The 25,322-nt window shown below is 44.0% G+C and carries 24 protein-coding genes; 4 read left to right on the top strand and 20 right to left on the bottom strand.

All coding sequences use genetic code 11. From position 1 onward, the window contains the following. A complete protein-coding gene (gene waaC, locus B649_RS09190) occupies nucleotides 1–993 on the top strand; it encodes a lipopolysaccharide heptosyltransferase I (RefSeq protein WP_015654250.1) in 993 nt (330 codons plus the stop codon). Beyond that, nucleotides 993–1,874 carry a lipid A biosynthesis lauroyl acyltransferase gene (locus tag B649_RS09195; protein ID WP_015654251.1) on the top strand — a complete coding sequence of 294 codons (882 nt, stop codon included), beginning with the start codon at nucleotides 993–995 and terminating at the stop codon, nucleotides 1,872–1,874. Before waaC ends, B649_RS09195 begins: the two co-directional genes overlap by 1 nt. Here B649_RS09195 and B649_RS09200 read toward each other — a convergent pair. Then, nucleotides 1,862–2,548 (bottom strand): dUTP diphosphatase, encoded by a 687-nt coding sequence (locus tag B649_RS09200; RefSeq protein WP_015654252.1) that lies wholly within the window; start codon nucleotides 2,546–2,548, stop codon nucleotides 1,862–1,864. The genes B649_RS09195 and B649_RS09200 overlap by 13 nt on opposite strands. Nucleotides 2,549–2,593: 45 nt before the next feature. On the opposite strand from B649_RS09200, the gene B649_RS12620 reads away from it, so the two are divergent. Then, on the top strand, nucleotides 2,594–2,770 hold the full coding sequence (locus B649_RS12620; RefSeq protein ID WP_291750883.1) for a uracil-DNA glycosylase: 177 nt from the start codon (nucleotides 2,594–2,596) through the stop codon (nucleotides 2,768–2,770). Here B649_RS12620 and B649_RS09205 read toward each other — a convergent pair. From B649_RS09205 to B649_RS09225, 5 genes are all read right to left on the bottom strand, one after another. Continuing rightward, entirely contained in the window at nucleotides 2,748–3,155 is a 408-nt protein-coding gene (locus tag B649_RS09205; RefSeq protein ID WP_015654253.1) for a pyridoxamine 5'-phosphate oxidase-like protein, read from the bottom strand. The two genes, B649_RS12620 and B649_RS09205, sit on opposite strands and share 23 nt — an antisense overlap. After that, a complete protein-coding gene (locus tag B649_RS09210) occupies nucleotides 3,148–4,311 on the bottom strand; it encodes a pyridoxal phosphate-dependent aminotransferase (RefSeq protein ID WP_015654254.1) in 1,164 nt (387 codons plus the stop codon). Before B649_RS09210 ends, B649_RS09205 begins: the two co-directional genes overlap by 8 nt. After that, nucleotides 4,304–5,722 carry a 5-histidylcysteine sulfoxide synthase gene (gene ovoA / locus B649_RS09215; RefSeq protein ID WP_291750884.1) on the bottom strand — a complete coding sequence of 473 codons (1,419 nt, stop codon included), beginning with the start codon at nucleotides 5,720–5,722 and terminating at the stop codon, nucleotides 4,304–4,306. Before ovoA ends, B649_RS09210 begins: the two co-directional genes overlap by 8 nt. A gap of 100 nt (nucleotides 5,723–5,822) precedes the next feature. After that, on the bottom strand, nucleotides 5,823–7,307 hold the full coding sequence (locus B649_RS12310; RefSeq protein WP_291750885.1) for a sensor domain-containing diguanylate cyclase: 1,485 nt from the start codon (nucleotides 7,305–7,307) through the stop codon (nucleotides 5,823–5,825). A gap of 131 nt (nucleotides 7,308–7,438) precedes the next feature. Then, entirely contained in the window at nucleotides 7,439–8,443 is a 1,005-nt protein-coding gene (locus tag B649_RS09225) for a DUF4760 domain-containing protein (RefSeq protein ID WP_015654257.1), read from the bottom strand. A gap of 132 nt (nucleotides 8,444–8,575) precedes the next feature. On the opposite strand from B649_RS09225, the gene pgeF reads away from it, so the two are divergent. Next, nucleotides 8,576–9,331 carry a peptidoglycan editing factor PgeF gene (gene pgeF / locus B649_RS09230; RefSeq protein ID WP_015654258.1) on the top strand — a complete coding sequence of 252 codons (756 nt, stop codon included), beginning with the start codon at nucleotides 8,576–8,578 and terminating at the stop codon, nucleotides 9,329–9,331. Here the strand turns inward: pgeF and dxs are convergent. The 14 genes from dxs to B649_RS09300 all read right to left on the bottom strand — a co-directional run bounded on the left by dxs (nucleotide 9,318) and on the right by B649_RS09300 (nucleotide 25,272). After that, nucleotides 9,318–11,135: a 1-deoxy-D-xylulose-5-phosphate synthase gene (gene dxs, locus B649_RS09235; protein ID WP_015654259.1), complete on the bottom strand. Its 1,818-nt coding sequence runs from the start codon at nucleotides 11,133–11,135 to the stop codon at nucleotides 9,318–9,320. The genes pgeF and dxs overlap by 14 nt on opposite strands. 73 nt (nucleotides 11,136–11,208) lie before the next feature. Further along, on the bottom strand, nucleotides 11,209–11,985 hold the full coding sequence (gene fliH / locus B649_RS09240) for a flagellar assembly protein FliH (protein WP_015654260.1): 777 nt from the start codon (nucleotides 11,983–11,985) through the stop codon (nucleotides 11,209–11,211). A gap of 5 nt (nucleotides 11,986–11,990) precedes the next feature. Next, entirely contained in the window at nucleotides 11,991–13,016 is a 1,026-nt protein-coding gene (gene fliG / locus B649_RS09245) for a flagellar motor switch protein FliG (protein ID WP_015654261.1), read from the bottom strand. Between the two features lie 9 nt (nucleotides 13,017–13,025). Continuing rightward, on the bottom strand, nucleotides 13,026–14,747 hold the full coding sequence (fliF, locus tag B649_RS09250) for a flagellar basal-body MS-ring/collar protein FliF (protein WP_015654262.1): 1,722 nt from the start codon (nucleotides 14,745–14,747) through the stop codon (nucleotides 13,026–13,028). Nucleotides 14,748–14,759: 12 nt separating this feature from the next. Next, complete coding sequence (gene hisC, locus B649_RS09255; protein WP_015654263.1) at nucleotides 14,760–15,854, bottom strand: histidinol-phosphate transaminase; 1,095 nt, start codon at nucleotides 15,852–15,854, stop codon at nucleotides 14,760–14,762. Further along, on the bottom strand, nucleotides 15,851–16,933 hold the full coding sequence (gene pheA, locus B649_RS09260) for a prephenate dehydratase (RefSeq protein ID WP_015654264.1): 1,083 nt from the start codon (nucleotides 16,931–16,933) through the stop codon (nucleotides 15,851–15,853). Before pheA ends, hisC begins: the two co-directional genes overlap by 4 nt. Further along, the gene (locus B649_RS09265) at nucleotides 16,930–17,709 is read right to left on the bottom strand and encodes an HAD-IIA family hydrolase (RefSeq protein ID WP_015654265.1); all 780 of its coding nucleotides are present in this window, start codon (nucleotides 17,707–17,709) and stop codon (nucleotides 16,930–16,932) included. Before B649_RS09265 ends, pheA begins: the two co-directional genes overlap by 4 nt. Nucleotides 17,710–17,718: 9 nt before the next feature. Further along, nucleotides 17,719–18,921 carry a diaminopimelate decarboxylase gene (gene lysA / locus B649_RS09270; protein WP_015654266.1) on the bottom strand — a complete coding sequence of 401 codons (1,203 nt, stop codon included), beginning with the start codon at nucleotides 18,919–18,921 and terminating at the stop codon, nucleotides 17,719–17,721. 16 nt (nucleotides 18,922–18,937) lie between these two features. After that, nucleotides 18,938–20,026: an LptF/LptG family permease gene (locus tag B649_RS09275; RefSeq protein WP_015654267.1), complete on the bottom strand. Its 1,089-nt coding sequence runs from the start codon at nucleotides 20,024–20,026 to the stop codon at nucleotides 18,938–18,940. 58 nt (nucleotides 20,027–20,084) lie between these two features. Further along, the gene (gene pth, locus B649_RS09280; RefSeq protein ID WP_015654268.1) at nucleotides 20,085–20,633 is read right to left on the bottom strand and encodes an aminoacyl-tRNA hydrolase; all 549 of its coding nucleotides are present in this window, start codon (nucleotides 20,631–20,633) and stop codon (nucleotides 20,085–20,087) included. 2 nt (nucleotides 20,634–20,635) lie between these two features. Next, nucleotides 20,636–21,172, bottom strand: a complete 537-nt coding sequence (locus B649_RS09285; protein WP_015654269.1) for a 50S ribosomal protein L25/general stress protein Ctc — start codon at nucleotides 21,170–21,172, stop codon at nucleotides 20,636–20,638. Between the two features lie 71 nt (nucleotides 21,173–21,243). Further along, a complete protein-coding gene (locus B649_RS09290; protein WP_015654270.1) occupies nucleotides 21,244–22,449 on the bottom strand; it encodes a PilT/PilU family type 4a pilus ATPase in 1,206 nt (401 codons plus the stop codon). A gap of 3 nt (nucleotides 22,450–22,452) precedes the next feature. After that, nucleotides 22,453–23,430, bottom strand: a complete 978-nt coding sequence (locus tag B649_RS09295) for a transaldolase (RefSeq protein ID WP_015654271.1) — start codon at nucleotides 23,428–23,430, stop codon at nucleotides 22,453–22,455. Between the two features lie 48 nt (nucleotides 23,431–23,478). Next, entirely contained in the window at nucleotides 23,479–25,272 is a 1,794-nt protein-coding gene (locus B649_RS09300; RefSeq protein ID WP_015654272.1) for a DUF4105 domain-containing protein, read from the bottom strand. Nucleotides 25,273–25,322 lie beyond the last annotated feature (50 nt).

Genomic DNA, 25,322 nt, shown 5'->3' on the forward strand with positions numbered 1-25,322 from the left:
ATGAATTCACCTCAAATCCGTATCGCTATTGTTCGACTTAGCGCGCTTGGCGATATTGTCAACACTGCAGTAGTCTTACAAATCATCCATAAACATTATCCCGATGCGCTTATCGATTGGTACATCGAAGAGGCATTTGCACCCATTTTAAACAACCATCCCCTTCTCCATGAAGTGATCAGTGTTCCCATAAAACGGATCAAAAAAACAAAAAGTTTTTTACTCCTTAGAGAGACCATCCGCAACCTTCGATCACGTCAAACCTATGATCATATCATCGATGCGCAGGGACTCCTAAAATCGGCCATTGTGACCTCTTTTATCCAAGGGAGGGTACACGGCTTCGATCGCAACAGTGTACGAGAAAAATTTGCCACAAGTTTTTACGATACAACCTCTGCAATCGCTTATGAGATGAATGTTATCAAACGCAATGTACTCGTCATTACGGAAGCACTCAAGATTACTTACGATGAAAACGACATTTTGGATAAAAAGCCCCTTTTCGCCCTCCAGGGTAAACCTGAGTGCCTAAAGGGTGAAAAAAACATCGCCTGCGTTATCGGAGCTTCCTGGCCGAGTAAATGTTACCCCAAAGAGCATTTTTTAACCCTCTGTGAGAACTTACCCTATCCATGTCATCTGATTTGGGGGAGTGAAGCAGAATACCATGATGCCCAATGGATCGCTGCGAATTCCACGAATGCGTTCATAGCTCCAAAAATGTCACTGCGTGAGCTGGTTAGCTTCATCGGACATTGCGATCTCACGATCGGAAACGATACGGGTCCGACCCATATGGCTTGGGGAATGAACAAAGCCTCCATTACCCTCTTCGGCCCTACGAATGAACGGATGATTTTCCCGACCGCACTCAATATCGGAATCAAATCCCCCTCATCGGTCAATATTTTAAAGATTAACCGCAACGATTTTTCGATCCGAGAGATTGACCCCTCGATCATACTTCAAAAAGCCAAGGAACTGTTGTAATGCTCCTATATCGTCTCTTTCTACTCTTGGACAGTTTTTTGATGGCATTACCAAGGTCATGGCGAAAAGGGGTATTTACCTCTTTGTCCGCGCTCGCCCATCGACTCGCACCAAAACGCAATCAAGTTATTCAACAAAATCTTGCCTTTGCCTTTAACAACAACCTGAGCGATACGGAAAAAGGGGAAATTGAGCGATATTGCTATCGAAATCTTGCTCTAAATCTGCTCCAAACCATGGAGAATCGCCGAAACAGTGCCGAAGATATCGCTTCCGTTGTCACGTTCAAAAATCGCGAAAAAGTGGATGCTGTTTTAGCGCAAGGGAGAGGGATTATTTTTGTCTCTGCCCATTTTGGAAATTGGGAGCTCGGCGGTGCCGCACTCTCCTCACTTATCACCCCCGTTGCTTCGATTTACAAAGGGTTCAGCCGTCGTGAGTTCGATCCCTATTTGTTTGAAGCACGTTCCCACCATCGGATGGAATTGGCAGAAAAAAACGGTGCGCTCAAACATATGGCCAAAACCCTCAAAAAGAACGGTTCCGTTTTACTGATGATCGATCAGGCCAGTAACGCGAAATACGGGGTGAAAGGTGATTTCTTCAGCCATAGCGCTTATCACTCTTCCACAGCAGCCCATTTAGCCAGTAAATTTCAAGTCCCCATCGTCGGGGTTTATATCATCAGTGAGGATGAAAAGCATTACACCGTTTCATTTGAAGACCCGATCGACGTTGAGGGGATTAATGAAGAGGCAATTTTAGAAGCGACAATCCAACAAGTCAATGCAATGGAGCGGGTGATTAAAGAGCACCCGAAACTTTGGTTCTGGTGCCATAAACGGTGGAAAGGTGAATATAAAGAAATTTATGAAGGATAGGATTCTTTTAGAACACTGTACAGCTCAGAAGGTGACATATCGGGATTCGTTTCCCACGCACTTTTCATCACCGCATTATCCTCTAAGCCATTCCAGATTTTGATATAGCTCCCCTCTTTGTACCCATGATCCTGACGGAATTGGTTGAGGATATTTTTTCCGACATAAAGACGGTACAACTCATCGAGATTCAACGCACCCATCACCGAAAGACGGAAAAAATCATCGACCATTTTTTCCAAATCTCCATTGATCGCCGGTTCCAGTGAGCGTCGCATAATGGTCTCGATTTTCAACATCAACGCTTCATCCGATGCAAAAGCAGGTGCACTTTGTGTACAAAGCATTTCATACCCTTTGGTTTCAGCCATCCAAGTTACCATCTGCTCATGCGTTTCATTTTCACGGTAAATACCGTCTTCGAGTACCAAACTCATCACAAAATGCCACACATCGACAATCTCGATTTGAAGGTTTGCATAATCAGTCGGCTGAGCAATACTTTTCCAATGTTTCCAACCGAACGAATCGATCATCTCAGCGCTCTCCATATAAATACAACGACGCCAATTAATCCGTTTTCCCTCTTTAGTCGTCCCGCGTTCCCATCCGATTCCGTTGGTGGCATCATTTAGCTGTTGTTGAAGCTGTAACATTGAAAGCAGTTTATTCATCGTTATCCTTTTTAATCTGTGCAATTATACGCTAATATTCCACCTATGCAAAAGATTAACTGTCATCGATGTATCTACTATTTTGTCACATGGGAAGCCCATCAACCGCACGGGTGCAAAGCGTATGGCTTTAAAGCAAAGATGATCCCCTCAATGGTCGTTCAAAACTCCAGCGGAGCGCCGTGCAGTTATTTTACCCCTAAAACTCCCGTTTCCAAGTAACCTTTTTTCCGAAGCCCAAGGTGTTATCGGTCATTTTGACCGCATCGAGGCGTATAACCCATAAGGTCGGGTTCATAATCCGCGCATACGGGAACGCTTCGAAATAAAGTTCATGCGCTTTTTTTTCCGCTTTATCCATTACCCCGACAAACTGTATCCCCTGTATTTTCCCTACCGTTTTGGTCTCCAGCGCTACCGTTCCGGCGACATGGAAATTTTGAGCCACGTTTTTCATATGCTCACTCGTCTCATCTGAGGCCACGATCAATGAGATACTCTGCGGGTCATACGCATAAAACATCGAACAGCACCATAGCCGATCCCCCATACTCGCCAAGGACAGGAGGTGATGCTCGTGGATAAAACGCTCGATTTTTTCAATCATTCAAAGCCTTATCCAACTGATCCAACGCATCCATGAGTACCGATGAAGAGACGGCAAAATTGAGCCGCATAAACCCTGATCCCTCTTTACCAAAGCTGAGTCCCGGGCTAAGCCCAAGTCCCGCTTTTTGGACAAAAAACTCCCGTAGCTCTCGATCACTCAACCCTAAAGCTCTGCAATCGAGCCATGCCAAATAGGTTGCTTCTGGAATTCGACATTGAATCACAGGGTGTTCTGCCACCCACGTCTCAATGAGTTGAGCATTCGCGTTTAGATGTGCTAAAAGTTTTTTATGCCACCCGCCACCCTCGGTGTAAGCGGTTTCAAACGCTACATGAGAGAGCGCCGCACCATCACCGAAGTGGACACGATGCGCCTCTTTTTCATAGAGTGCGCGTAGTTCATCCGAAGCGATACAAACGGTAGAAATCGAAAATCCCGCCATATTAAAGGTTTTCCCCGGTCCTATCAGTGTCACCGTATTGTTTAACAATTCCAAAGATAATGATGCGGTCGGGATATGCGCATGAGGGGCAAAAACAATATCAGAGTGAATCTCATCGCTGATAATCACAATACCGTGTTCCAAACACAATTCCCCCAACGCTAAAAGCTCATCACGGCTCCATACCCGCCCGATCGGATTGTGGGGAGAGCAGAGCAATAGCAGTTTAGTTTTCGGTGTAATTTGAGTACAAAGGCGCTCGATATTAAAACGGTAGACTCCTGTATTGTCTTGTTTCAACGGATGAAGAAGCAAAGAGCGGCTATTATCCCTCACCATGCCATAAAACGGAGGATAGACGGGGTCCATGACGATCACCTCATCGCCTTCTTCACTGAATGCACGGATCGCACACCCGATCGAGGCGACGACCGAGGGGGAGTAGCTCAGCCATTCACGTTGTATCGTAAAGCCGTGATGCTCCCGCACCCACTCGATCTGCGCTTCGTAGGCGCTATCGCTCATGATCTCATACCCGAGTATCGGATGAAGAAGTCTCTTTTGAACCGCGTGGATAACACACTCAGGGGTAGCGATGTCCATATCGGCGACCCAAAGGGGCTGAACCTCTTGGGTATGAAAAAGCTTTTGCCGAAGGGTATATTTTTCGGCATTTGAGTCACTGCGGTCAATAAAGCGAAACTCATCCATACCGTTTTACCCATCGCGCATACATCTGATCGATGTTGGCGTATTTATCACTCTCGTTTGCACCCTCACCGACCACGTATCGAAATCCGGCATGTTGGATAAAATGGCGGCGAAATGCGTAACGAGACTCTAGGAGTATCTCATTACCGGTAGATATCCATGATCCCCCTTTGATAAGGTTGTGTCTTCCATCAAACGTCGGTTCTGAAAAATCATCGTACCACGGATGGGTCACAAACCCATCAAATCCATCCATCTGCGTTTGGGTCCATTGCCACACATTTCCCGCGACATCATAGAGCTCACCGTGGGCGAACGTATCTACAGGGACAGAAGAGGCAAAATGGGCAAGATTGATGTTGGCACGCTCATCATCAAATATCTCTTCATCTATACCACCCGCTTCTACCATCACCCTCCACTCTGCCTCCGTTGGGAGACGATAGGCCATCCCCTCTTGAGCACTTTTCCAGCGGCAAAACGCTTCCGCTTCGAGGGCATTTACCTCTACCGGCCAATTATAGGGCATATCGATCTCGTGAGTGAGTGAGCGGTATTTATAGGTGCCCTCCTCTTGCGGAATCCAAAACGGAGGACACGTCGCTTTACGGATTTGGAGATAGCGAAGCCCCTCTTCATCCCACCATCGACTCACTTTGTATCCATTTGCCATCACAAAATCCATAAACTCGCCGTTACTGACCAGATAGCGGGAGGCTTGAAACGCTTCTACGCTCACCTGTGCATGTCCGTATTCATTATCCCACCCGTAAAGCCCCTGATCCGCTGAGCCTTTCCCCATTGACACTTTTGATGCGGAAAAAGAGACCAGAGCATTTTCAGGAGTATCCCCCTGAACGGGACACAGCAGAAAATCTTCGTGAGGAAGGATAAATTCCAACGCCATTTGACGATGCAGAACACTAGAAGTTTCAATGTGGATACGCTCGTGCTCGATCCCCATCCATATTGCCCATAATGGATCTTCTTTCATTATTGGAAGCTTCATCGGTAACGTCATAATCATCTCATCCACAAGAAGGCGAACTTTTTGCCGATACCCCCTCACCTCATCGACACTCGGCCATTTGAGTGAATCACTACTGGCATCCCACGTCATTTCATCGACACCGACAGCAAACAGCTCTTCGAAATGGGGATTAATCCGCTCTTTTAACGCACCCGATGCCACCAGTTTATTAATATAAAAAATCGCCGTATGTCCAAAATAAAAAATCATCGGATGACGTGTCGGTTCGGATTGAAGATAATAAACATCATCGCTTTTCAACAGTTCAAACAATGACTCAAAAAGATTGAAACTTTGATGGAAATACACTTGAAGCTCGGAGCGTTTTAGGGTTGTATCCACTCCGTCCAATCGTACCGATTTCATTTGTCTTTGCAGCACCACACTATCCTTCGTCCCATTTTTGAGGTATTTTATCCTATTTATTGCCTTATGCAAATCATTAGAATAGTACTCAACTACTGCTTCAAATCAAAATGCTTTAAATTATCACGCTGTGAAATTCATCCGTGAATTTAAAATTATTTTTTCCCGATTTTTTTGCTTCGTACATCGCCTTATCCGCTTGTTTGATTATTTCATCTGCATTTATTGTATTTATGGGAAAAATACTTATGCCGATACTCACTCCGATCCTTGCTATCGATCCTCCGATTGAAAATTCTTTACTCAATGCTTGGATGATATTTGCCGCTATTTTTTCTATATTTTTTATATCCTGAGCACCGCACAGTAATATGACAAATTCATCACCGCCCAATCTCGCTACTGTATCGCTTTGTCTAATGCAATTGGTAAGTCTCAAAGCGACATTTTTCAGCAATATATCTCCAACTTCATGCCCGTAGGTATCATTGACACATTTGAAGCCGTCAAGGTCTAAAAACATAACAGCGACAATCGTATCTTTTAGTTTTGCCTTATTGATAACCTGTTCCAAAAGTTCCATCAACATCATTCTGTTCGGCAATCCCGTCAATGCATCCCGATGCGCTTCCTCTTCCAGATTATCCACAGGAGCTGCGATGTCGTCACTCATTTTTAACGAAACACTCACACCAAGGATCAATAATATAAGGGCCGTAAGGGCAATACTGTTTCTGATGGCTTCCAAAGGTTTAAACGCTTCAGTTTGATCGATTTTGGCCACTATCCCCCAACCGGTTGTCGGAACATATTTCCATGCGGCAAGAACTTCTACCCCCCGATAATCAATCGATAGTCCATTTCCGTTGTGCCCCGTTGCGCCCAAAACAGCAGGTCTCCCTATATGACCGTCTATACGTGCACTTCTTTTCATTCCAGCATTCTGATCATGCCTTAACGGATTCAAAAAAATGACTTTATCTTTCGATTTCTTACCCAACAGTGTTTCGCCGCTCTCTCCCAATCCTGAATAATCTTGTATTTGATTAAAAAAAGCATCTGCCGTAAATTCACCGACGACTACCCCGATCACTTTATTTTCATAGTCAAAAATAGGGACAGACGCATTAAACAGATACCTTTTGTCTTTCCCTAATGACACATCCGATAGGTAAATATCGGAAAAGTACATTGTTCGCTTACCTTCTTCAAATGCGATTTTATTATAGGCAGCAACGTTATCACTGGCTCGCTTTTGTGAGCTTGCAATAATATTTCCGTCCAATCCTATGATATAGATTTTATTAATTTCATCATCAAACATATATTGACTCAGTTGTTGTTCAAATAATTTTTTCGCTCCCGCCAAATCAGACGATTTATTTAGAATTAAATTTTTAGTATAGGGTGAAGCATGAATGATATGGAGATCATTTGTGATGTCATTATAAAAATGTTCAATCTGTAGCGATTTCAGCTGGGAGATTGCTTCCAAATGCGATAGCTGCGAAGAGATAATTTGTTGCTTTATATTGTAATAACTGTACAGAGAAATAAGTGCCATCGGTATTAAAGCTACAACCAATAATGTCCAAAGCATCTTTACTTTTATGAGTTTGGCATACATATTGATCGCTCTCCAGTTTACCTTTAATTAAGCATTATATACGATAAAAATGTCAAAACTATTATAAAATCACTTCATAGCACAAAAAATGCAGCAAATTGCTCTCATCCCTTAGCCGGAAATGAATAGGTCCCCTCCAACACTTCCGCTTCAAATGAGGCAGATTCTTGCATGAGTTGATATTGTCGGGGATACAGCGGTTTGATTTTTTCCAAAACATTGAGATAGCGTTGCATCACATAGCACGTTTCACGGCACTGATCCAGCAAATGTTCGCTTTGTCCGACAAAGGTCACAACCACATCGGAAGATTGAAGAATTAATGACGAGACACGCGGCGTCACTTCGATACAATCATAATTGACTTCACGCTCTTTGAGGCGATTCAATTCGTCCAACGTGACACTGAAAATCATACCGTCCGCTGACCCCTCAGGCTGCTTGCGTACATTTAAAAACAATGCCTTGAGCGGTCGTTGAAGCGTATCGGAAAAGATATCGATTACAATATCCCATCCCCGTATGTATCCTTGTAACGTTGCATCAAAAAGAGGGTATCTTCCGTCTGGACGCTGAAGTGTTTTATGAATACTCTCCTCAAGCATCAAAGAACCGTACCCAAACACATAAATTTTACCCTCTACACTGTCCGTTTTTTTAGCCGATTTAACCTCTTTTGCCATCAGTTCAAACCGTTTATAGATGGTAAAATCACCGCTCAATGCCCGTATGGTATAAATAAAATCGGCAAATCGCTCCCAGTTTGAAACGATCAGAAAGTCAAAATTTCGGTAAAAAATATGTTTATCGACCATCCCTTTCTCAAATGCGACGGCAAGTTCCTGAAATAGATTCAAATAGGTACGTATCTGTACCGACATCGCAATATCCTCTAAAGCTTTTGATTTTAACAATGTCGAAAGACTGGATGGATTTGGATTTTCACTAATCCACTGTTCGATAGCGATTCGAAGCTCCATAAAATCTTTATGATTAAACCGTTCGATATAAGCAAACGCCCGATTTCGGATAAAATGGGCGTATGTCTGGCGAGCAACGAATGCCGCCCCTATCAATGATACGACAACCCCTAATGTATCTGTATCCATTCAAACCCTTTGACTAAATATAGGTAAAAATCAGAAGTAGTATAATCAGAGAATACTGAAAATGTGCAGTAGAATTGGGTCATTCCAGCCGTTTAATTTCAACTAAAACGCTTCAGCGGTATACTCACCGACATGAAAACCGTATCATCAATGCTCTTATCATCGTATCCGACGATCACCGCCTGTTTTACCACGCGCCATGGCGGTAGCTCTACTATCCCCTACACCAGTGCGAATCTCGCATTTCATGTCGGGGACAACCCCGATCATGTTGTAGCCAATCACGATGCTCTAGCCCAGACACTCAATTACAATCGTCATGCTCTCGTCCACATGCGTCAAATTCACTCAGATCGGATCATCATCGTCCATGAGGAGTTAACCTTTGATACACCGCCCGAATGCGATGCTCTGATCACCAACCGCCTCAATACACCTCTTATGGTTATGAGTGCCGATTGTACTCCCATACTGATCTACGACCCTATCCGTCATGTTGCTGCGGCAGTCCATGCAGGTCGGGCGGGAGCATTCAATGAAATCTTGCCCAAAACGATTCAAACGATGAAAGAACAATTTGGCTGTGATTGTGAAAATCTGCGGGTAGTGTTAGGTCCATCCATCCACGGATGCTGCTATGAAATCAACCAAAAGATTGCAAAAGAGACAGAAGAACAAGGGTATCTTAGTGCGCTGAAAAGAATCGAAGAGAGAGTATTTTTAGAGGTGAATACGATTCTTTTGAAACAATTAGAGGTATTGGGGATCATGAGCGAACACATTGAAGTGAGTAATCACTGCACCTCATGCTCTCATGAAGAGTATTTTTCCTATCGTGCTGATTTACAGCAGACGGGACGTATCGCCGGGGTAATTATTCTCCGATAACGCGTAGGGCTAATTGTTCAGGGAGCAATCCCAAAGACTCTTCGACGAGCTTGGTATTACCGTGCTTGATAAATTCATCATCGTATTCGAAACTCACCACCCCTACATCGGTAATTTTCGCTTCCGACAACCATTCCAGCAATGCACTTCCTACCCCGCCCATACGGGATGAATCACTAAAAACATACCATTGCTTATGCTTTTGTGCCATTTGGCGTAACATCTCAGAATCCAGAGGTTTTACAAAGCGTAAATCGAGCAATGAAGGTTTCTCCTCCATAAATGCCATCGTTTGCGCCGCACGTCCGACCCCGTTGCCGTATCCGATAAAGAGCCGATTGGAGTCGTTGGAAATAAGCAATTGAGCTTTTCCTCTCTCATAAGGGATCGATGAGGGGAGATCCGCTTCTGCAAACGCACCCCTTGGGTAACGAATGGCACATGGATGTGCATACGTCGACGCAAAATCGACAATCTGATGAAAAGAGAGTTCATCACGTGGAGCACAGAGGGTCATGTTGGGGATCAGCCGTAAAAAGCTGATATCGTACGCCCCTTGATGGGTTTCACCGTCTTCTCCGACGATTCCGGCACGATCGAGGGCAAAGACCACCGGTAAATCCATCAAACATACATCGTGGATCACTTGGTCAAATCCTCGTTGCAAGAAAGTGGAGTAAATCGTACAAAACGGTTTAAACCCCTCTTTTGCCAATGCCCCCATCGACGTAACGGCATGCTGTTCTGCGATTGCCACATCCCAAAAACGTTCCGGGTATTTTTCCATTAATGCGCTTAAGCCTGTTCCGCTTGGCATCGCAGCCGTAACCCCTACAATTTTTTCATTCTTGTCGGCTTGATTCATCAGGGCATCCGCGTAAATTTGCGTGGCACTTATAAGGGAACTTTTACTATTTGCCGTTCCGCTTTTGAGATCAAACGGTGAGACCCCATGCCATTTTTCGTGTTTCCCCTCAGCGATCTCATACCCTTTGCCTTTAATCGTCTGAATATGGACTAAAACCGGCTTACCCATCCCTTTAGCAATCTCAAACGTCTCGATCAGCGATTTTAGATCATGTCCGTCAATGGGTCCAATGTACTCAATACCCATCTCTTCGAACATAATCCCGGGAGTAATCAGTTTAAACGACTCCTCAAACCGTTTGGCAAGATAATGGGCCCCTTCACCGAAGTTATCAACAAACTGCTCCGTTTTACGTTTAAACCGTTGATAAAAGGGGCTTGCCATTGCGGAACTCAGCATACGGCTAATCGCGCCGATCGGTTTGGCGATGCTCATCTCATTGTCATTGAGAATAATCACCATCGGATATTTGCGATCCCCCAGCTCATTCATCGCCTCATATGCCATCCCCGCTGACATTGCCCCATCCCCGATCACCACAACGGGGATACGGCTCTCCTGCTCATTTTTAAGGGCTATCGCTTTTGCCGCACCGACGCCGAGGGAAATAGAGGTGGAACTGTGCCCTGCCACAAAATAATCGCTTTTCGACTCTGAGGGCTTTGTGTAACCACTTAATCCATTAAACTGACGCAGTGTTGCAAATTCTTCCCATCGATCGGTTAGAAGTTTATGGGCATAAGACTGATGAGAAACATCAAAAATAAAAGGGTCTTTGGTGGAGTTAAATACTTTGTGCATCGCAACAATAATTTCTGTCGCTCCCAAAGTAGAACTCAAATGCCCTCCGTTGGTACTCACTACCTCTAAAATACGGTCTCGTATTTTTTGAGAAAGATCTTCCAATTGAGGCAAAGTAAAATTTTTGATATCCATTATAATGCACTGTCCTAAAAAATTATTATTGTACGAATACTATAGTATAAAAGTGAATGTTTGCGAAAATGCTTTACGATTCAAGTAAAAGTGAACGTTTAAGTCGCTCATAGCGCTTTTTAATTTCTGAATCGATATTTCCCGCATCACTGATGGCAACAACACCGCCGGGGCTGATAGCACGATCGGACAATACTTCTACATGCGTTAGGGAACCTACTTTTTCAGAGATAAATCCATGATCGGCAGGATTCACTCGAAGGGTAATTTTAGAGGCATCTTTAAGCTCTTCGATCAAATCATTCGAGAGTTTAGCCGCTATTTTGGAACTATGTTCTCCGGTCTCAATGCCAATGACCTCTTTGGCAATATCCAAAGCCGTATGGGTAAGCTCTTTTTGAATCGACTCTAGTGCAACGACAAAGTCAGCCGCTGCTTTTTCAAGGGTTTTAACCGACTGCGAAAGTTGTTCATGCGATTGTGCACTCTGGCCCGAATTTTTAGCCTGTTCTTGTGCGACACCTGCCTCTACCCCTTCCTCAAATCCAACTCTCTTAGCCTCTTCAAGTGCAGCTAGATGCTCTTCTTGCATTGATTCGATCCGCATTTGCATCTTAATCACATTGGAACTCATCTCGTCTGCTTTTTTAAGCAATGATTCAATCAACTCATCTTTGGACGATGTACCGCTCTCCCTGCGACGTTCAACAACAGGCTCTTCTTGAAGGGTATGATGTATTTCATGCGTCGCATCACCGACACTCATCCCCGAAAGAGAAGAAAGAATTTTAAACTGGTACTTGCTAATGGCGTGGGCACCGTGTGAATTGTTTTGAATGACCACATCCATAGTAATTATTCCACCATCTCTTCAGATTCACCGAGTTGCAAGACACCTTGTTCCGCCAAGGCTTGTACCACATCGACAATTTTGCGCTGAGCAGATTCAACCTCTTTCATTTTAACTGCACCTAAAAATTGGAGTTCTTCGATAAAAGCGTCTTTGGCACGTTGGGACATATTGGCAAAGAATTTCTCTTTGAGCTCTTCGGCCGCATTTTTCAGAGCCAGCATCAGATCATTTTTATCGGATGATTTGAGGATCTCGCGAATACCGGCACCGTCGAGGTCGACAATATCTTCGAAGGTAAACATCATCTCTTTGATCGATGAAGCCAGTTCTTGATCCAACTGCTCGATTTGTGACAAGGTCGCTTTGGAGACTTTCGTACCCAAACGGTTGAATACGTCGGCAACAGAACGCGGCCCGCCCACCTCGACTTTGTAAGAAGCGAGCGCTTCAAGTTTGGATTCGAGTACGGCACTGACGCGCTTGATGATAGAGGGAGAAATATCCCCCAGTTTTGCCATACGCATTGCCACTTCAGCGCGCAGTTCATCGGGGAAGATATAGAGTGTTTCAGCCGCAGCGGAAGGGTCCATATGGGCTAAGATCAATGCAACCGTCTGCGGATGTTCCGTCATAATAAAATCGGCCAGTTGCTGAGGCTTGATTTTGGCCAAATAAGAAAAATTCTGAGTATTTTGCATCGTTTTATTGAGACGTTCCAATACTTTTTTCGCTTCATCCGGCCCCAGCGCTTTGTACAAAATCTCCCGGGCGTATTCAAGACCGCCTGTGTTTAAGTATTGATTGGATTGGACAATCGCGTAAAACTCTTCTAAAACTGCCGCACCGAGATTTTTCTCAATGGAGCGGTTGTTGGCAATGTATTTGGATATTTCCGTAATCGCTTCTACATTCATTCGTGAAAAAATAGTCGCTGTAACCTCTTCCCCAAGCTGCACCAAAAGAATGGCAATCTTTTGGGTCATGCTCATTTCTTCGAAATTGGATTGCTGGGAAGGTGATAAGTTCATACCTCTCTCCTATCGCTTGTTTGCATCGTTCGGAGTACTCTCTTCATCAATCAAGGTCTGGATTAACGAAGCAATCTCTTCAGGGTGTTCTTCTGCTATCTCACGCACTTTTTCAAGCAATACATCATATTTAAGCTCGTCTTCGTTGAAATTATCCCCAAGCCCAAGTTGATTTTCCACTTTTTTACGCATCTGCTGTACTTTTTCCACCAAATCTTCATCTTCATCATCGGCAATTTCAAGATTCGGTTTTTCAAACGCCTCTTCTTCACGGCTGAATTCAAGCATCCGCTCGGCAAAAGGGATAATGATTTTTTTGTAGGCAATAAAGAGAATAAGCGCGACAAAAAGATATTTAAACAACGGAGCAAACGGAGCAAGATAGGTATCTACGAACGCCGTGGTTTTGGATGCGGCATCTTTTGGTTCCATTCCCGCTTTTGTGGTTTGAAACTCAAAATTACGGATACTGACCTGATCTCCGCGCTGTTCATCCACTCCGATAGATTGTTTAACCAATGCATCAATTGCCTGCAATTGTGTTTCATCCAAAGCGATGTATTCTACTTCTTCCGTCGCTTCGCCTGCCGCATCTTTTTTCGGTTCATATTTACCATCCACAACGACTGCTGCTGTCATACGTTTAATACGGGCAAACTCCATTTTGGTCGTTGAAACCGTTTTGGAAATTTCGTAATTTGTGGTTCCGGTGGTTTTCTCGTATTTCTCTCCGCTTCCGCCGCTTGCAAGGCCCTCAACCGGTCCTACGTTACTGACAGCACCCGGAACACCTCCGGGAGCCGCTGCGGGAGCACCCCCTTCACGTTTTTCTTCCGAGGACTGTTCACTGCGAACAACACTTTCAGGATCAAACTTTTCAGACGTAGAGCTTTGCTCAGAGAAATCGTACTCAATCGTTACTTTGGCAACGATTCGATCTTTACCGCCGATAAATGGGGCAAGTACATTAACAATTTTCTCTTCTTGCTTTTTCTCTTCTTTGCTTTTGTATTGCTGTTGCATGGATGAGAGCTCACCCATCGCCGCCGCCGCATCATCATCTCCAAGGGCCTCGCCCTCTGAATCAATCAATGTCACATTTTCTGGAGTCAATTTCGGCACAGCTGCTGCAACCAGCTTTTTGATCCCGCGTATTTGTTTAGGGGAAAGTTTTCCACCCTCGGAGAGCTGAACCATAACGGAAGCAGACGGGGGTACCGCTTCGGAGACAAAAAGGGTTTCTTTAGGAAGAGCAAGAGAAACACTTGATTTTTCGACCGGTCCAAGTGAGTCAATTGATCGGGCAAGTTCCCCTTCTAACGCTCGACGAAACTTAATCTCTTGGTCAAAATTGGTCGAACCGAATTCTTGTTTGTCAAAAAGTTCAAATCCGACATGCCCCTCTTTCGGTATCCCCATAGAAGCGATTGTAATACGCTCTTTATAGACGACATCTTTCGGAACTTCAATAACATTATCACGGGGAATACGGTAGGGAATTTTGTCTTTTTCGAGCTGTTCCACCACTTTTGCGGCATCTTCGCTGCTTAGTTGATCAAAAAGAACTTGATAACTTTTGTCACCGCCGGCAGTCCCATCAGAGGTATAAACAACCAAAAATACTAAAAATGCGACAATTCCAGCAACTGCTGCACCGATAATAGTTTTTTGTGCCTGAGTGAGCTTTCCGAAAAAAACGACAAGTTGCGAAAAAAGGGCCTTAAAATCCATTGTTACCTATTTTTATAATAAAGGATCGGTGAGTTCAAAGAAACGATCATTTTGAATTCGGGTTCCGATTGTAACACGAATCGCGTTCAATCCGTAACTGCTTAAATCACGTACAATCATACCCTTTTTTAAGAGTTCTTGCGCAATTTTTGATGAATTTTTTTCTTCAGGAAGCGATAAAGTGACGAAATTGGTATAACTGTCAATCACATCGATCCCCTTAGCGCGTGCAAATTCCTCATAACGGCTCATCTGCGCAAAATTATCACGAATACATTCTTGAACAAACGGTTCATCTTCCAATGCTACCGATGCCGCTTCCAAGGAGAGCGTCGTAATATTAAACGGCGGGCGTACTTTATAAAGAGCTTCAATAATAGGTGCCTGAGCAATTCCATACCCGACGCGCATTCCTCCCAATCCATACGCTTTTGAAAAAGTCCCCAAGAAAAGGACATTCTCAAACCGTTCAATCAATTCACGCGGTTCAACCGCATAGGAAGGGTCTTTGAAACGGGCATACTCCATGTAAGCACCATCGACGATCACAAGGGTGTCATTATCAATTTTTTCGATAAAAGCGAGCATCGATGCTGCATTGAGAGCATCCCCGGTCGGATTGTTCGGCGTACACAAAAAGATGATCGAGGGTTTGTGTTCACAATAAAGTGCATAAAATTCGTCCATATCATGCTCGCGCGATGCGGTTCGGATGATGTGCGCCCCCACTTGCTTCGCATAAATCTCATACATCGCAAAAGTGACACTGTTCATAAGCACTTTCGAACCGCCATGCGCTTTCGCATGGATTGCGAATTCGATCACTTGATCACTTCCGGCACCAATTACCAATTCGTTACTTTTAATGCCGTATTTACCCGATAAAGCGGTTTTAAGTTTGACCATCGAGTCATCAGGATAAAGGGCCATATTATCGATGATTAAGCGAACGGCATCTTTTACTTTCGGTGAACATCCAAACGGATTCTCATTACTGGCAAGTTTCACGATCGAATCTTTATCGATCCCATACTCACGGACAACCAACTCGATCGGCTTACCTGCTTCGTAGGTTTTAATAGACTCTAACGCTTCATTAAATTTCATAATTCTCCCTTTACGTAACTTCCCAACCATGTCACTTCATCGACATGTTTCTGGACCAATGATTGAATTTTAGGTTCATCAATATGACCGAAGAAATCGATAAAAAACCAATATCCGAAACCATCATTATCCCGCGACGGCCGACTTTCGATTTTGCTAAGATTGATGTCGGCATTGTTAAAATCTTCCAAGAAATGAACCAAGGCTCCCGCTTTCTGAGCATCTTTTAAGCGTACCAGAATCGAGGTTTTATCCTCACCGCTGATACCGTTTTTAAAATCGCTGAGGATAAAAAATCTCGTTGCATTGTTATGGGCATCTTCGATGTTTTCAAACAATGTCGGAACACCGTACAGTTTTGCCGCGATATGGGAGCAGATAGCGGCCGCTTCAGGATCTTTAGAAGCCAAAATAGCCGCTTTTGCAGTCGATTCAACCGGTATGTGTTCGATCGTATCCAAGCCGTGTTCCGCTAAAAATTCCCGACATTGCCCAAACCCTTTGTCTTTCGAATAGATCCGCTTGATATGGTGAATTTTCTCCGCTTTGGTGGCAAATGCCATATGAATCGGCATATAAAGTTCGGCAACAATTTTAACGCTGCTTTTGCCCAATAGATCAAGGGTTTCTCCCACGACGCCATCACGGCTATTTTCGATCGGTACTACACCGAATTTTGCACGCGATGCTTCGAGCGTTTTAAATACAGCTTCGATCGAACCAAGAGAAAGATAATCGCTCATTGCCCCAAAACGTGATTCTGCCGCCTGATGGGTGAAACTCCCCTCCGGCCCCAAATAGGCAATCCGTTCAGGGAGTTCAAGATTACGGGCAACCGCAAAAATCTCTAAAAATACTGCTTCGATTGCAGCCGTATTCAAAAGTCCGCCGGAAGATTCACTGATCTGAGTCAACCGATCAATAATGGATTTTTCTCTCTCTGGACGATAAATTGCCGTGTTACTTTCATGCTTAATCTCACCGACACGACGCACCACTTCCATGCGGCGGTTCAAAAGGCCGACGATCTCATTATCGATCTCATCAATTCGTGCTCTGCACTCTTCTAAAGTATTCATAAACGCTCCAATATTGCTTGCATATCGGCATAAATTTCCGCCGGTCGCTCGTGAGGTTTTAGCGAGGGGATAATCTCATCCGCTGATCGATATTTGCCGCTAAGGACGAATACCCCTTTCATCCCCAACGATTGCGCGCCGATAAGATCCCCTTTGACATCATCACTGATAATCGTAATATCACTGAACTTTATCCCGGCTTTTTGCAGGGAAAGACGAGATAAAGCTTCTTCGAAAAAAGCGATGCTCGGTTTACCGACCACCGTATAGGAAACCGAGGTAGCAAATTCCAACATTTTTAAAATTGCCCCCACGCCGGGATAACGTTTGTGATTCTTGGCATACAGCGTGGTTTCATGCATCCCGATCAGTTGTGCACCACCAAGGAGAAATTCGATTATTTGTGCATATTCATCGCTCACGAAATCATCTTTGATGGCCACTAAAACAACATCAGGATTTAAAAAATCCAACGTATAGCCCATCGCCTGTAAAACATGTAAAAAAGGAGCAGATCCATACGCCGCAACTTTACGGGTTTTGTCAATATGACTCTCCAACATCATCAACGGATCGAGATAATGTTCCCGAGGAATATTCAACCCGATACTATTAAGATATCCCAAGAACTCATCACTCGGATTTTTGGTACTGTTGGTAATGACCATATAAGGAATCTGATGCGCATTAAGGTAATCGATAAAAGCAACCGCCCCACGAGTGGGAAGTTTGGTATTATCTTCGATTAGCGTCCCTTGCACATCCACAAAATACATGTTTATAGCCTACAGATAGTCGCGTTCTAACGCGATAACATCATCAAACGTTTCGCGACGTCGAATCAGACGTACATTAGCTGCTTCGATGGCAATCTCGGCTGAGCGACCACGGGTATTGTAGTTACTTCCCATCCCGAAACCGTAGGCTCCTGCACTGTGAATAACCAATAAATCATTGTGTTCCATCGGTGGAAGCGGGTAGTTTTTGGCTAAAAAGTCACCGCTCTCACATACCGGTCCAACCACATCGGCTGGAGTTGCATCACCCGTTTTATCCAACGCTTCAACACGGTGATACGCTTTGTACAAACTCGGACGGATAAGATCGTTCATGGCCCCATCTACCATTACGAAACGTTTTTCACCATTGTTTTTCTCGTAGAGTACTTTGGTCAAAAAGTATCCCGCATTCGCCGTCAAAAATCGTCCCGGCTCCATGATAATCGTAACATCGATTCCTTTGAGTGCAGAAAGAATCGCTTGTGCGTAATCGTAAGGCTCAATCGTTGTCTCATTGTCGTAACGAACCCCTAACCCTCCGCCGATATCAAAGAATTTTAGCTCGATATCGATTGCTTGAAGGGAGCGTAATAAATCGGCTACGATGACTGCCGCTTCGTAAATCGGCTCCAAATCGGTCAACTGACTTCCGATATGAAAATGGATACCTACGGGGTCAAGATTAGGCGAGTTTTTCGCTTGGATGTACATCCGTTTTGCCGCAACAATCTCCACACCGAATTTATTATCATGTAAACCGGTTGAAATATACGGATGAGTTTTCGGATCGATATTCGGATTGACACGGACACTGATACGGGCTTTGGCACCCAGCTCCCGAGCGATCATTTCAACTCGCCCAAGTTCTGCTTCACTCTCCACGTTGATGTAGAGAATATCCGATTCGATCGCTTCACGAATCTCATCATCACGTTTACCGACACCGCTGAAAATAACACGATATTTTGGTACTCCCGCCATGAGAGCACGACGCACCTCGCCAATCGATACGCAATCCGCACCTGAGCCTTGCTGCGCAAAATGTTTTACAACGCTGAGATTTGAGTTGGCTTTGACGGCATACGCTAAAATAGATTTACGCCCGCGAAACGCCTCTTTTAAAGATTCAAATTGCGTTTTCATCGCATCAAAATCATAAACATACAAAGGTGTTCCGTAGGTCTGCGCCAGAGCTTTAAAATCGATCACTCATAATCCTCATTGATTAGTTTTGTCGCGATTTTACCCTAACTCTCCTTAGGGGATTTCCAAGTCGCCATAACATTACTCCGCCGAGTACCATAATCGGAACGATTATCCCGATTTCAGGTGATAAGGTTTTATTGTTTGAGAGCTCTCCCATCATAAAGAGCACTCCCCATACAATCAGGGTTACCAAAATGGCACTAAAACTAAATAAGGAGAGATTTAAGAAACGGGCACTCACCGGGGCGTACGTGAAAAAAATCACCATCAAAACCGGTGCAAACCATGGTGAAACAAAAATACGGTACATGGCACTCGTAATTTTAGCCACATCGACATTTTGATTTTCAAGCAGCTTAAGCGCGTCCAATCCGTCGCCAATCGTAAAGTTGGCTTTCCCCTCATATACCTGATCCAAAATTTTGGGTTTAAAATCACGCAGTACTTTAAGATTATTTCGATCTTCCGTTACGATCCCTGAAGCGTGTAGATCAAACCCTTCGGGAGGACGTATTAAATGAGCTTTTTGAATATTCCAATAACCATTCTCGTACACTGCTTCTTTGGCACTCAAAGCCTCTTTTAAATGGCCTTGTTCAAAGGTAAAGATTCGAATATCTTCCGCCCGCTTACTCAAAGGATAAAGATTTCCGAAATAGATGTAATTTCCTTCATGGGTAAAAAAAAGATTACTGGTCGGACGGATAAACTGAGAGGTTTCACGTAAGTTGTTGGCAAATTCGTTTGAACGGGCAAAATTGGTCGCATGAAGGGAAATATAGATAATTATCAGCCCGCTAGCCACACTCAGAAAAGGGGCCATAATACGTATTTTTGAGTACCCGAGTGCGTAATATGCCGCCAACGCATTGGAGCGGATCAGTTCTACCAAAGAAGCTATGATTGCAAAAATCAAGGAGATCGGCAACATCATATCAACCGCATAAAAATATTTATACATGATATAAATCAAAACAAGGTTAGCGGAGTTTGGAAGTTCTGAGGCATTGTCCATCAGATCGAATCCGACCATAAAGCTGGTTAACGCAATCAATACGATCGAGAAATAGCGTAGATACGTGAATGATAAAGTATTAAATGCGAGCATAAGAGCCTAAAATAAAAAATATTGAAGTTTATTGTACCCAATTAAACCTGCGAGATTTTTACACCCCTTTTACGGAGCATTTCGCGGCAACATCACTGCAACTTTGCGTTAAAAGCATTTCTACCGCATCCGCTGCGGCAGAAATCCAGTTGGATAGTTTAGATTGTTCTTCTGCACTAAAGGGGTGCAATACATAATCGGCCACCTGCGATTTATGTTCCGGTTTTCCGATCCCCATACGAACACGAATATACTCAGGCGTTATCGCGGCATCGGTTGATTTGAGTCCGTTATGTCCGCCATGACCGCCTCCGCTTTTAAAGCGTAATGCCCCAAAAGGAAGGTCCAAATCATCATGAATAACAATGACCTCATCGATTTTATAAAAATTTTTAACGGCAAGGACAGAGCGACCGGAAAGATTCATAAAGGTTGTAGGTTTGAGCAGGAAGTGTGACCCCATTTTAAACAACTCCCCTTCGAAGGAGCTCTTTGAAATGTTTTGAACACTGCGACGGTGACAAAGTTCATCGATCACCATAAACCCGACATTGTGACGGGTTGATGCATACGCCGAGCCGGGGTTTCCCAGTCCGACGATCAGCATCCTTATTTCGCTTTAATGATACTAAGAACCGATACACGGTCTGAATCAGTAAACGTAACGTTTTCAACACGTGGAAGATCACGAACCAATACAGAATCACCCAAATCGAGTGGAGCAACATCAACAGTGATATTTGCCGGCAAGTTTTCAATTGCCGCTTTAACGCGAAGACGTTTTTTAGCAACGAACAACATACCTTTGTTTTTCAAACCGACAGGAGTTCCTACCGTATTAACCGGTACATGATAGTGAGTGACAACACCTGCTTGTGCAACCATCAAATCAACGTGCAACAAGTTGCCTGAAACTGGATGAGACTCATACCCTTGAACAACAAGGTTCATCTCGTTACCCGCTACGTTTACAGCAAATGCTACGGTTTCTTTGTTGCGCACAGTACGGATAAAATCGTTCATTTTGAACGCAGCGTGAATATTTTCAAGCCCTTTTCCGTAGATGTTAGCAATAAGATAACCATCACGGCGGTACGCTTTTGTTGAACGTTTGCCAATACTCTCTCTTAAAATACCTTCTAACATGTGTCATGTCCTTCGTAAATAAAATGGGGCGAATTATACTTAAAAATAGTTTAAACTATTCTAAACCCACTTTATCCTTTCAAGCCGATGAACTCTTCTTCTTTAAACTCTTTCGGACCGTCATCCACTCCCAATTTTCCTTTATCAATGGTAGCACTGAGCCCTTCCATTTTAAGTTTTAAATCCGATGGTGACGTTGCAAAGGCCAAGGCATCCTCCCGAGAAATACGCCCATTAAGATATAAATCTAAAATTCCCTGATCAAACGTCTGGGATTTATAGAGTTCTTTCCCTTCTGCGATTGTATCAGGGATCTCAATATCTCTATTTTCTGCGATTAACTGTTCAATACGGGGGGTGCGAATCAGAATTTCCAGTGCAGCAGTCCGTTTTCCATCCACGGTTGGAATCAGCCGCTGTGAAATCACCCCTTTGAGGACAGAGGACAGAGTCATACGGACACGATTCTGTTCACCCGTCGGAAATACGGAGATAATCCGGTTAACCGTCTCTTTTGCATCAAGCGTATGAAGTGTTGAGAAAACCAAATGCCCGGTATCTGCCGCATGAAGCGCAATTTCGATTGTCTCCATGTCCCGCATCTCTCCAACCAAAATAATATCAGGGTCTTCTCGCAATGCTGCACGCAATGCTGATCCGAAGGTATGCGTATCTTGACCGATACTGCGCTGATTGACGATGCATTTACGGTCTTTATGGACAAACTCAATCGGATCTTCAATAGTAATAATATGCTTACGCCGTTTCCAATTAATCTCATTGATCAATGCGGCCAAGGTGGTTGATTTACCGCTTCCGGTAACACCGGTCACGAGAACCAATCCCCGCTCCATCTCCGCAAAACTATGGACGATTTCGGGTAATAGTAATTCATCTACCGTTAAGATTTTGACGGGGATCAGACGGAAAACAGCTGATATCCCCTCCATTTGGAAAAAAATGTTGATACGAAAACGGGTATTTTCATCAAACGGATAAACCAAGTCCAACTCTTTTTTCTCGACCAATTCAGGAAAACGGGTACGAAGGAGTTCTTTGGCAAAAACAAGGGCATCATCCTTAGAAAAGATTTCACCTGAAAGGGGAATAATTTCTCCATTGATTCGTGCACGAACAACCGCATTGGCTTTGATATGCAAGTCACTTCCTCCCGCATCGATCATGCGCCGAAGATAACCGCGAATTTTTTTCAATACCTCAAAATTGAGGTCTCCCAAATCAGGTTGCTGAATACTTTGCTGAATATTTGAATTCATTTTTTACTCCAATTCACTCAAAATTTCGCCAAAAGCGACCTTAAACGCTTCCAATCCTTCACGAATCTGTTGATCAATAATCATTTCCATATCAATCCCCGCATTTGCAACTTTAGTTTGGTGATCTTCGATGATATCACTTCCTATCGGTAGTTTCAATACCGTATCTCCGCCTTGTACAAAAGCGTCAATCGTAGCGATCGGAGCCGTATTAACACTGTTCGGTGCTAAAAGCTCATCGATATAATACGATCCTCGGAATTCATCACCTTTCACACCCGTACTGGCAAACAAAACACGGCATTTTGGAACATTAAGCGCTTCAACTCTGTTATAAATATCAGCGGCATTAAGAATACCCATTTTACCCGTTTCAACCCCGTTAGTGCGAAGTGTTTCATCGATTGCACGATCAATTCGACTGACAAATACACTGATTACAGTATCTACAGATGATTTTTTCGACGCACGTTCAAATGCTTCCGCACATTTAAGAGCCTGCTCAACCGAAAAGATCAATGTCGCATTAACTGCGATCCCCTCAGATGCCAGTGCTTCCATCGCGATGTATCCTGCTTCCGTAGCCGGGACTTTGATCATAACATTGGGACGGTTGATCGAGGCATGAAGCCCTACCCCCTCACTAATCGTCGCCTCTGCATCATCGCATAAATAAGGATCCACTTCGATACTCACATATCCGTCATCTCCCGCTTCAAATAACGGGCGCAAGATATCAGCGGCTTTTTGGATATCGTAAATAGCCAATGCTTCATATTTTTCTTTGGGTGACAATCCACTCAGTGTTGAGAGTTGTTCTTTATAGGCAGGAGAGGTCAAAATGGCATTTTTAAAAATTGCGGGATTCGAGGTAGCACCGTTAATAATCCCTTTCGCAATAAGTTCTTTAAATCCCTCATCCAAAAATGTCCGTTCAATAAAATCGGCCCAAAGGGCAAAACGCGCTTCCGCTATATACATTGGTAAAAACTCCGTCCTAAAAAGTGTAACTATTATGCCAAAAAATAATTAAAAATAGAGGTTCACCCCAAGTTTGTAGCGATCTTCTCTGTAATCCTGATCAATTCCTTCATAACTGCACTGCACTCCCCCCAGAGGACTCCATTGCCACCCTTGAGAAACCATGACTCGGCTTCGATCGCTACCATCCAAATAGAAGATATGACCTGTTTCTATATGGCTCTTCATCCGATTACCCCAGTTGATCGCAGTACCTGCAGTGAACCCCAATCCAACATCGGCATTAAATCCGAATCTCACCTCAGGCTCACTCAAAATATATCCGTACATCCGTTCATCTCCGATAGATGCACCTGCTCCCACGCGGGTAACAAAGCTTAGTCTGTCTCCTTCGTACTCGCGATCCCAACCGCTTTTCATTCGCCAAGAAAAGGGTTTAAAAAAATGGCTCACCGGAGCAATGGAGGCCAAGGAGAGAATGGTCAATTTTTCAAGCGTAACGTTGTCATGATCAACCCCGACAAGAGTATCCAAAAACTCAATCTGGGCTCCGGAGAGATGCCCTGTATCATTTTCTCTCAAATCATGAAAAGCAGGTCGCCACCCGATCAGCAAAGGAGCACGATTTTCAAACCACCCTTGAGATACATCGATCCTCGCAGAACGATGAGCAGAATCGGGATTGGATTTTGAGGGCACATTGAGCGTCTCGCCTGAACCTAAAGCAGCACGACCGGAAAGGAGAGAATGATAACGCTCGGCATAAACGTCTTTAGTGATTTTTCCTTCAATGTAGTCATATTCCGCCAATTCTGCTGCTGCTTCAAGTGTAAAACGACGTTCTTGGTCTGATAAATTCATGCTATTCAATGAGGCAGAATTTATCTCCCCTGCACTCAGCGATTTAACCGCATGGAGTGCTTGAGGAGAAAGCTGCCCTTCATACGCCAATAATTTCGTCCGTTTAGAGGGTCGGTAGTGTTTTTGCACCACCAAATCTTCCTCCTCAAAAGCTCGTACCGTATCGGGAGGAATGACGTAGTAGAAAAAATGATCCCTCAAGTGAACACTCGGACGGGCAATCTCGGTGAGCCACAACATGTGATAGGAGCAATTTTCATCGAAAAAGTAGTACCACGAGTTAATCCGCTGCAATTCCCAGATATGGCGCACCATTGCCATCACCTCATCATGGGTGAGGTTCAGATCATATTCCCATACATCTCGGGATTCACTGTCACGGTACTCTTTAAGTTTCTCATAATAAGGGAGCATCGAGTAATATCCGTAATACCCGCCGAATAAACCTTTATAGGCAAAAAGTAACCCATTGGTCTCATCCGTATGCGCCGCATAATTGATCGCATAGGACATCAATTTTGATTCCATGGATGAATCAATCCGTAAAAAGGTATGTCCGAACATCGATGCTGGGGAGTTGATGTGAGCGCTCGGAAAAACGAGAGTTACGCTCTGGGGATCCATTTTGGCTACAAGCGCTTCATAGTCACGGCATTTTCCCTCACCGAAAGTGGTATTGAGTTCTTGTTCCAACCATGCTCGACGAGCCGGAAAACGGCAAAACACGCTTTCATTGCTTCGGTTCGTCTCATCATTAAGATACTGGATAGTTGTATCAAGTTCGGCAGAAAGATTCTGTTTTCCATCGGGTGAGAGAAAAAAAGCCGGATCGTCAATCTCGCTTTCACTATCAGGGGTATGCATCAAAAGATGCCAGTAACGGCTATCGGAAAGTTGTTTTGTATGGGCGTGCGCAATCAGTTTATCGGTCGATGTCGCATAAACCGCTAAACTCAGTACACATAATAAAAGAAAGGGCAAATAAAACCTTGATTTTCGTCATTCCCGATCACGTCGGGAATAACGGGAGA

This window comes from Candidatus Sulfuricurvum sp. RIFRC-1, from assembly GCF_000310245.1.
GTDB lineage: Bacteria > Campylobacterota > Campylobacteria > Campylobacterales > Sulfurimonadaceae > Sulfuricurvum.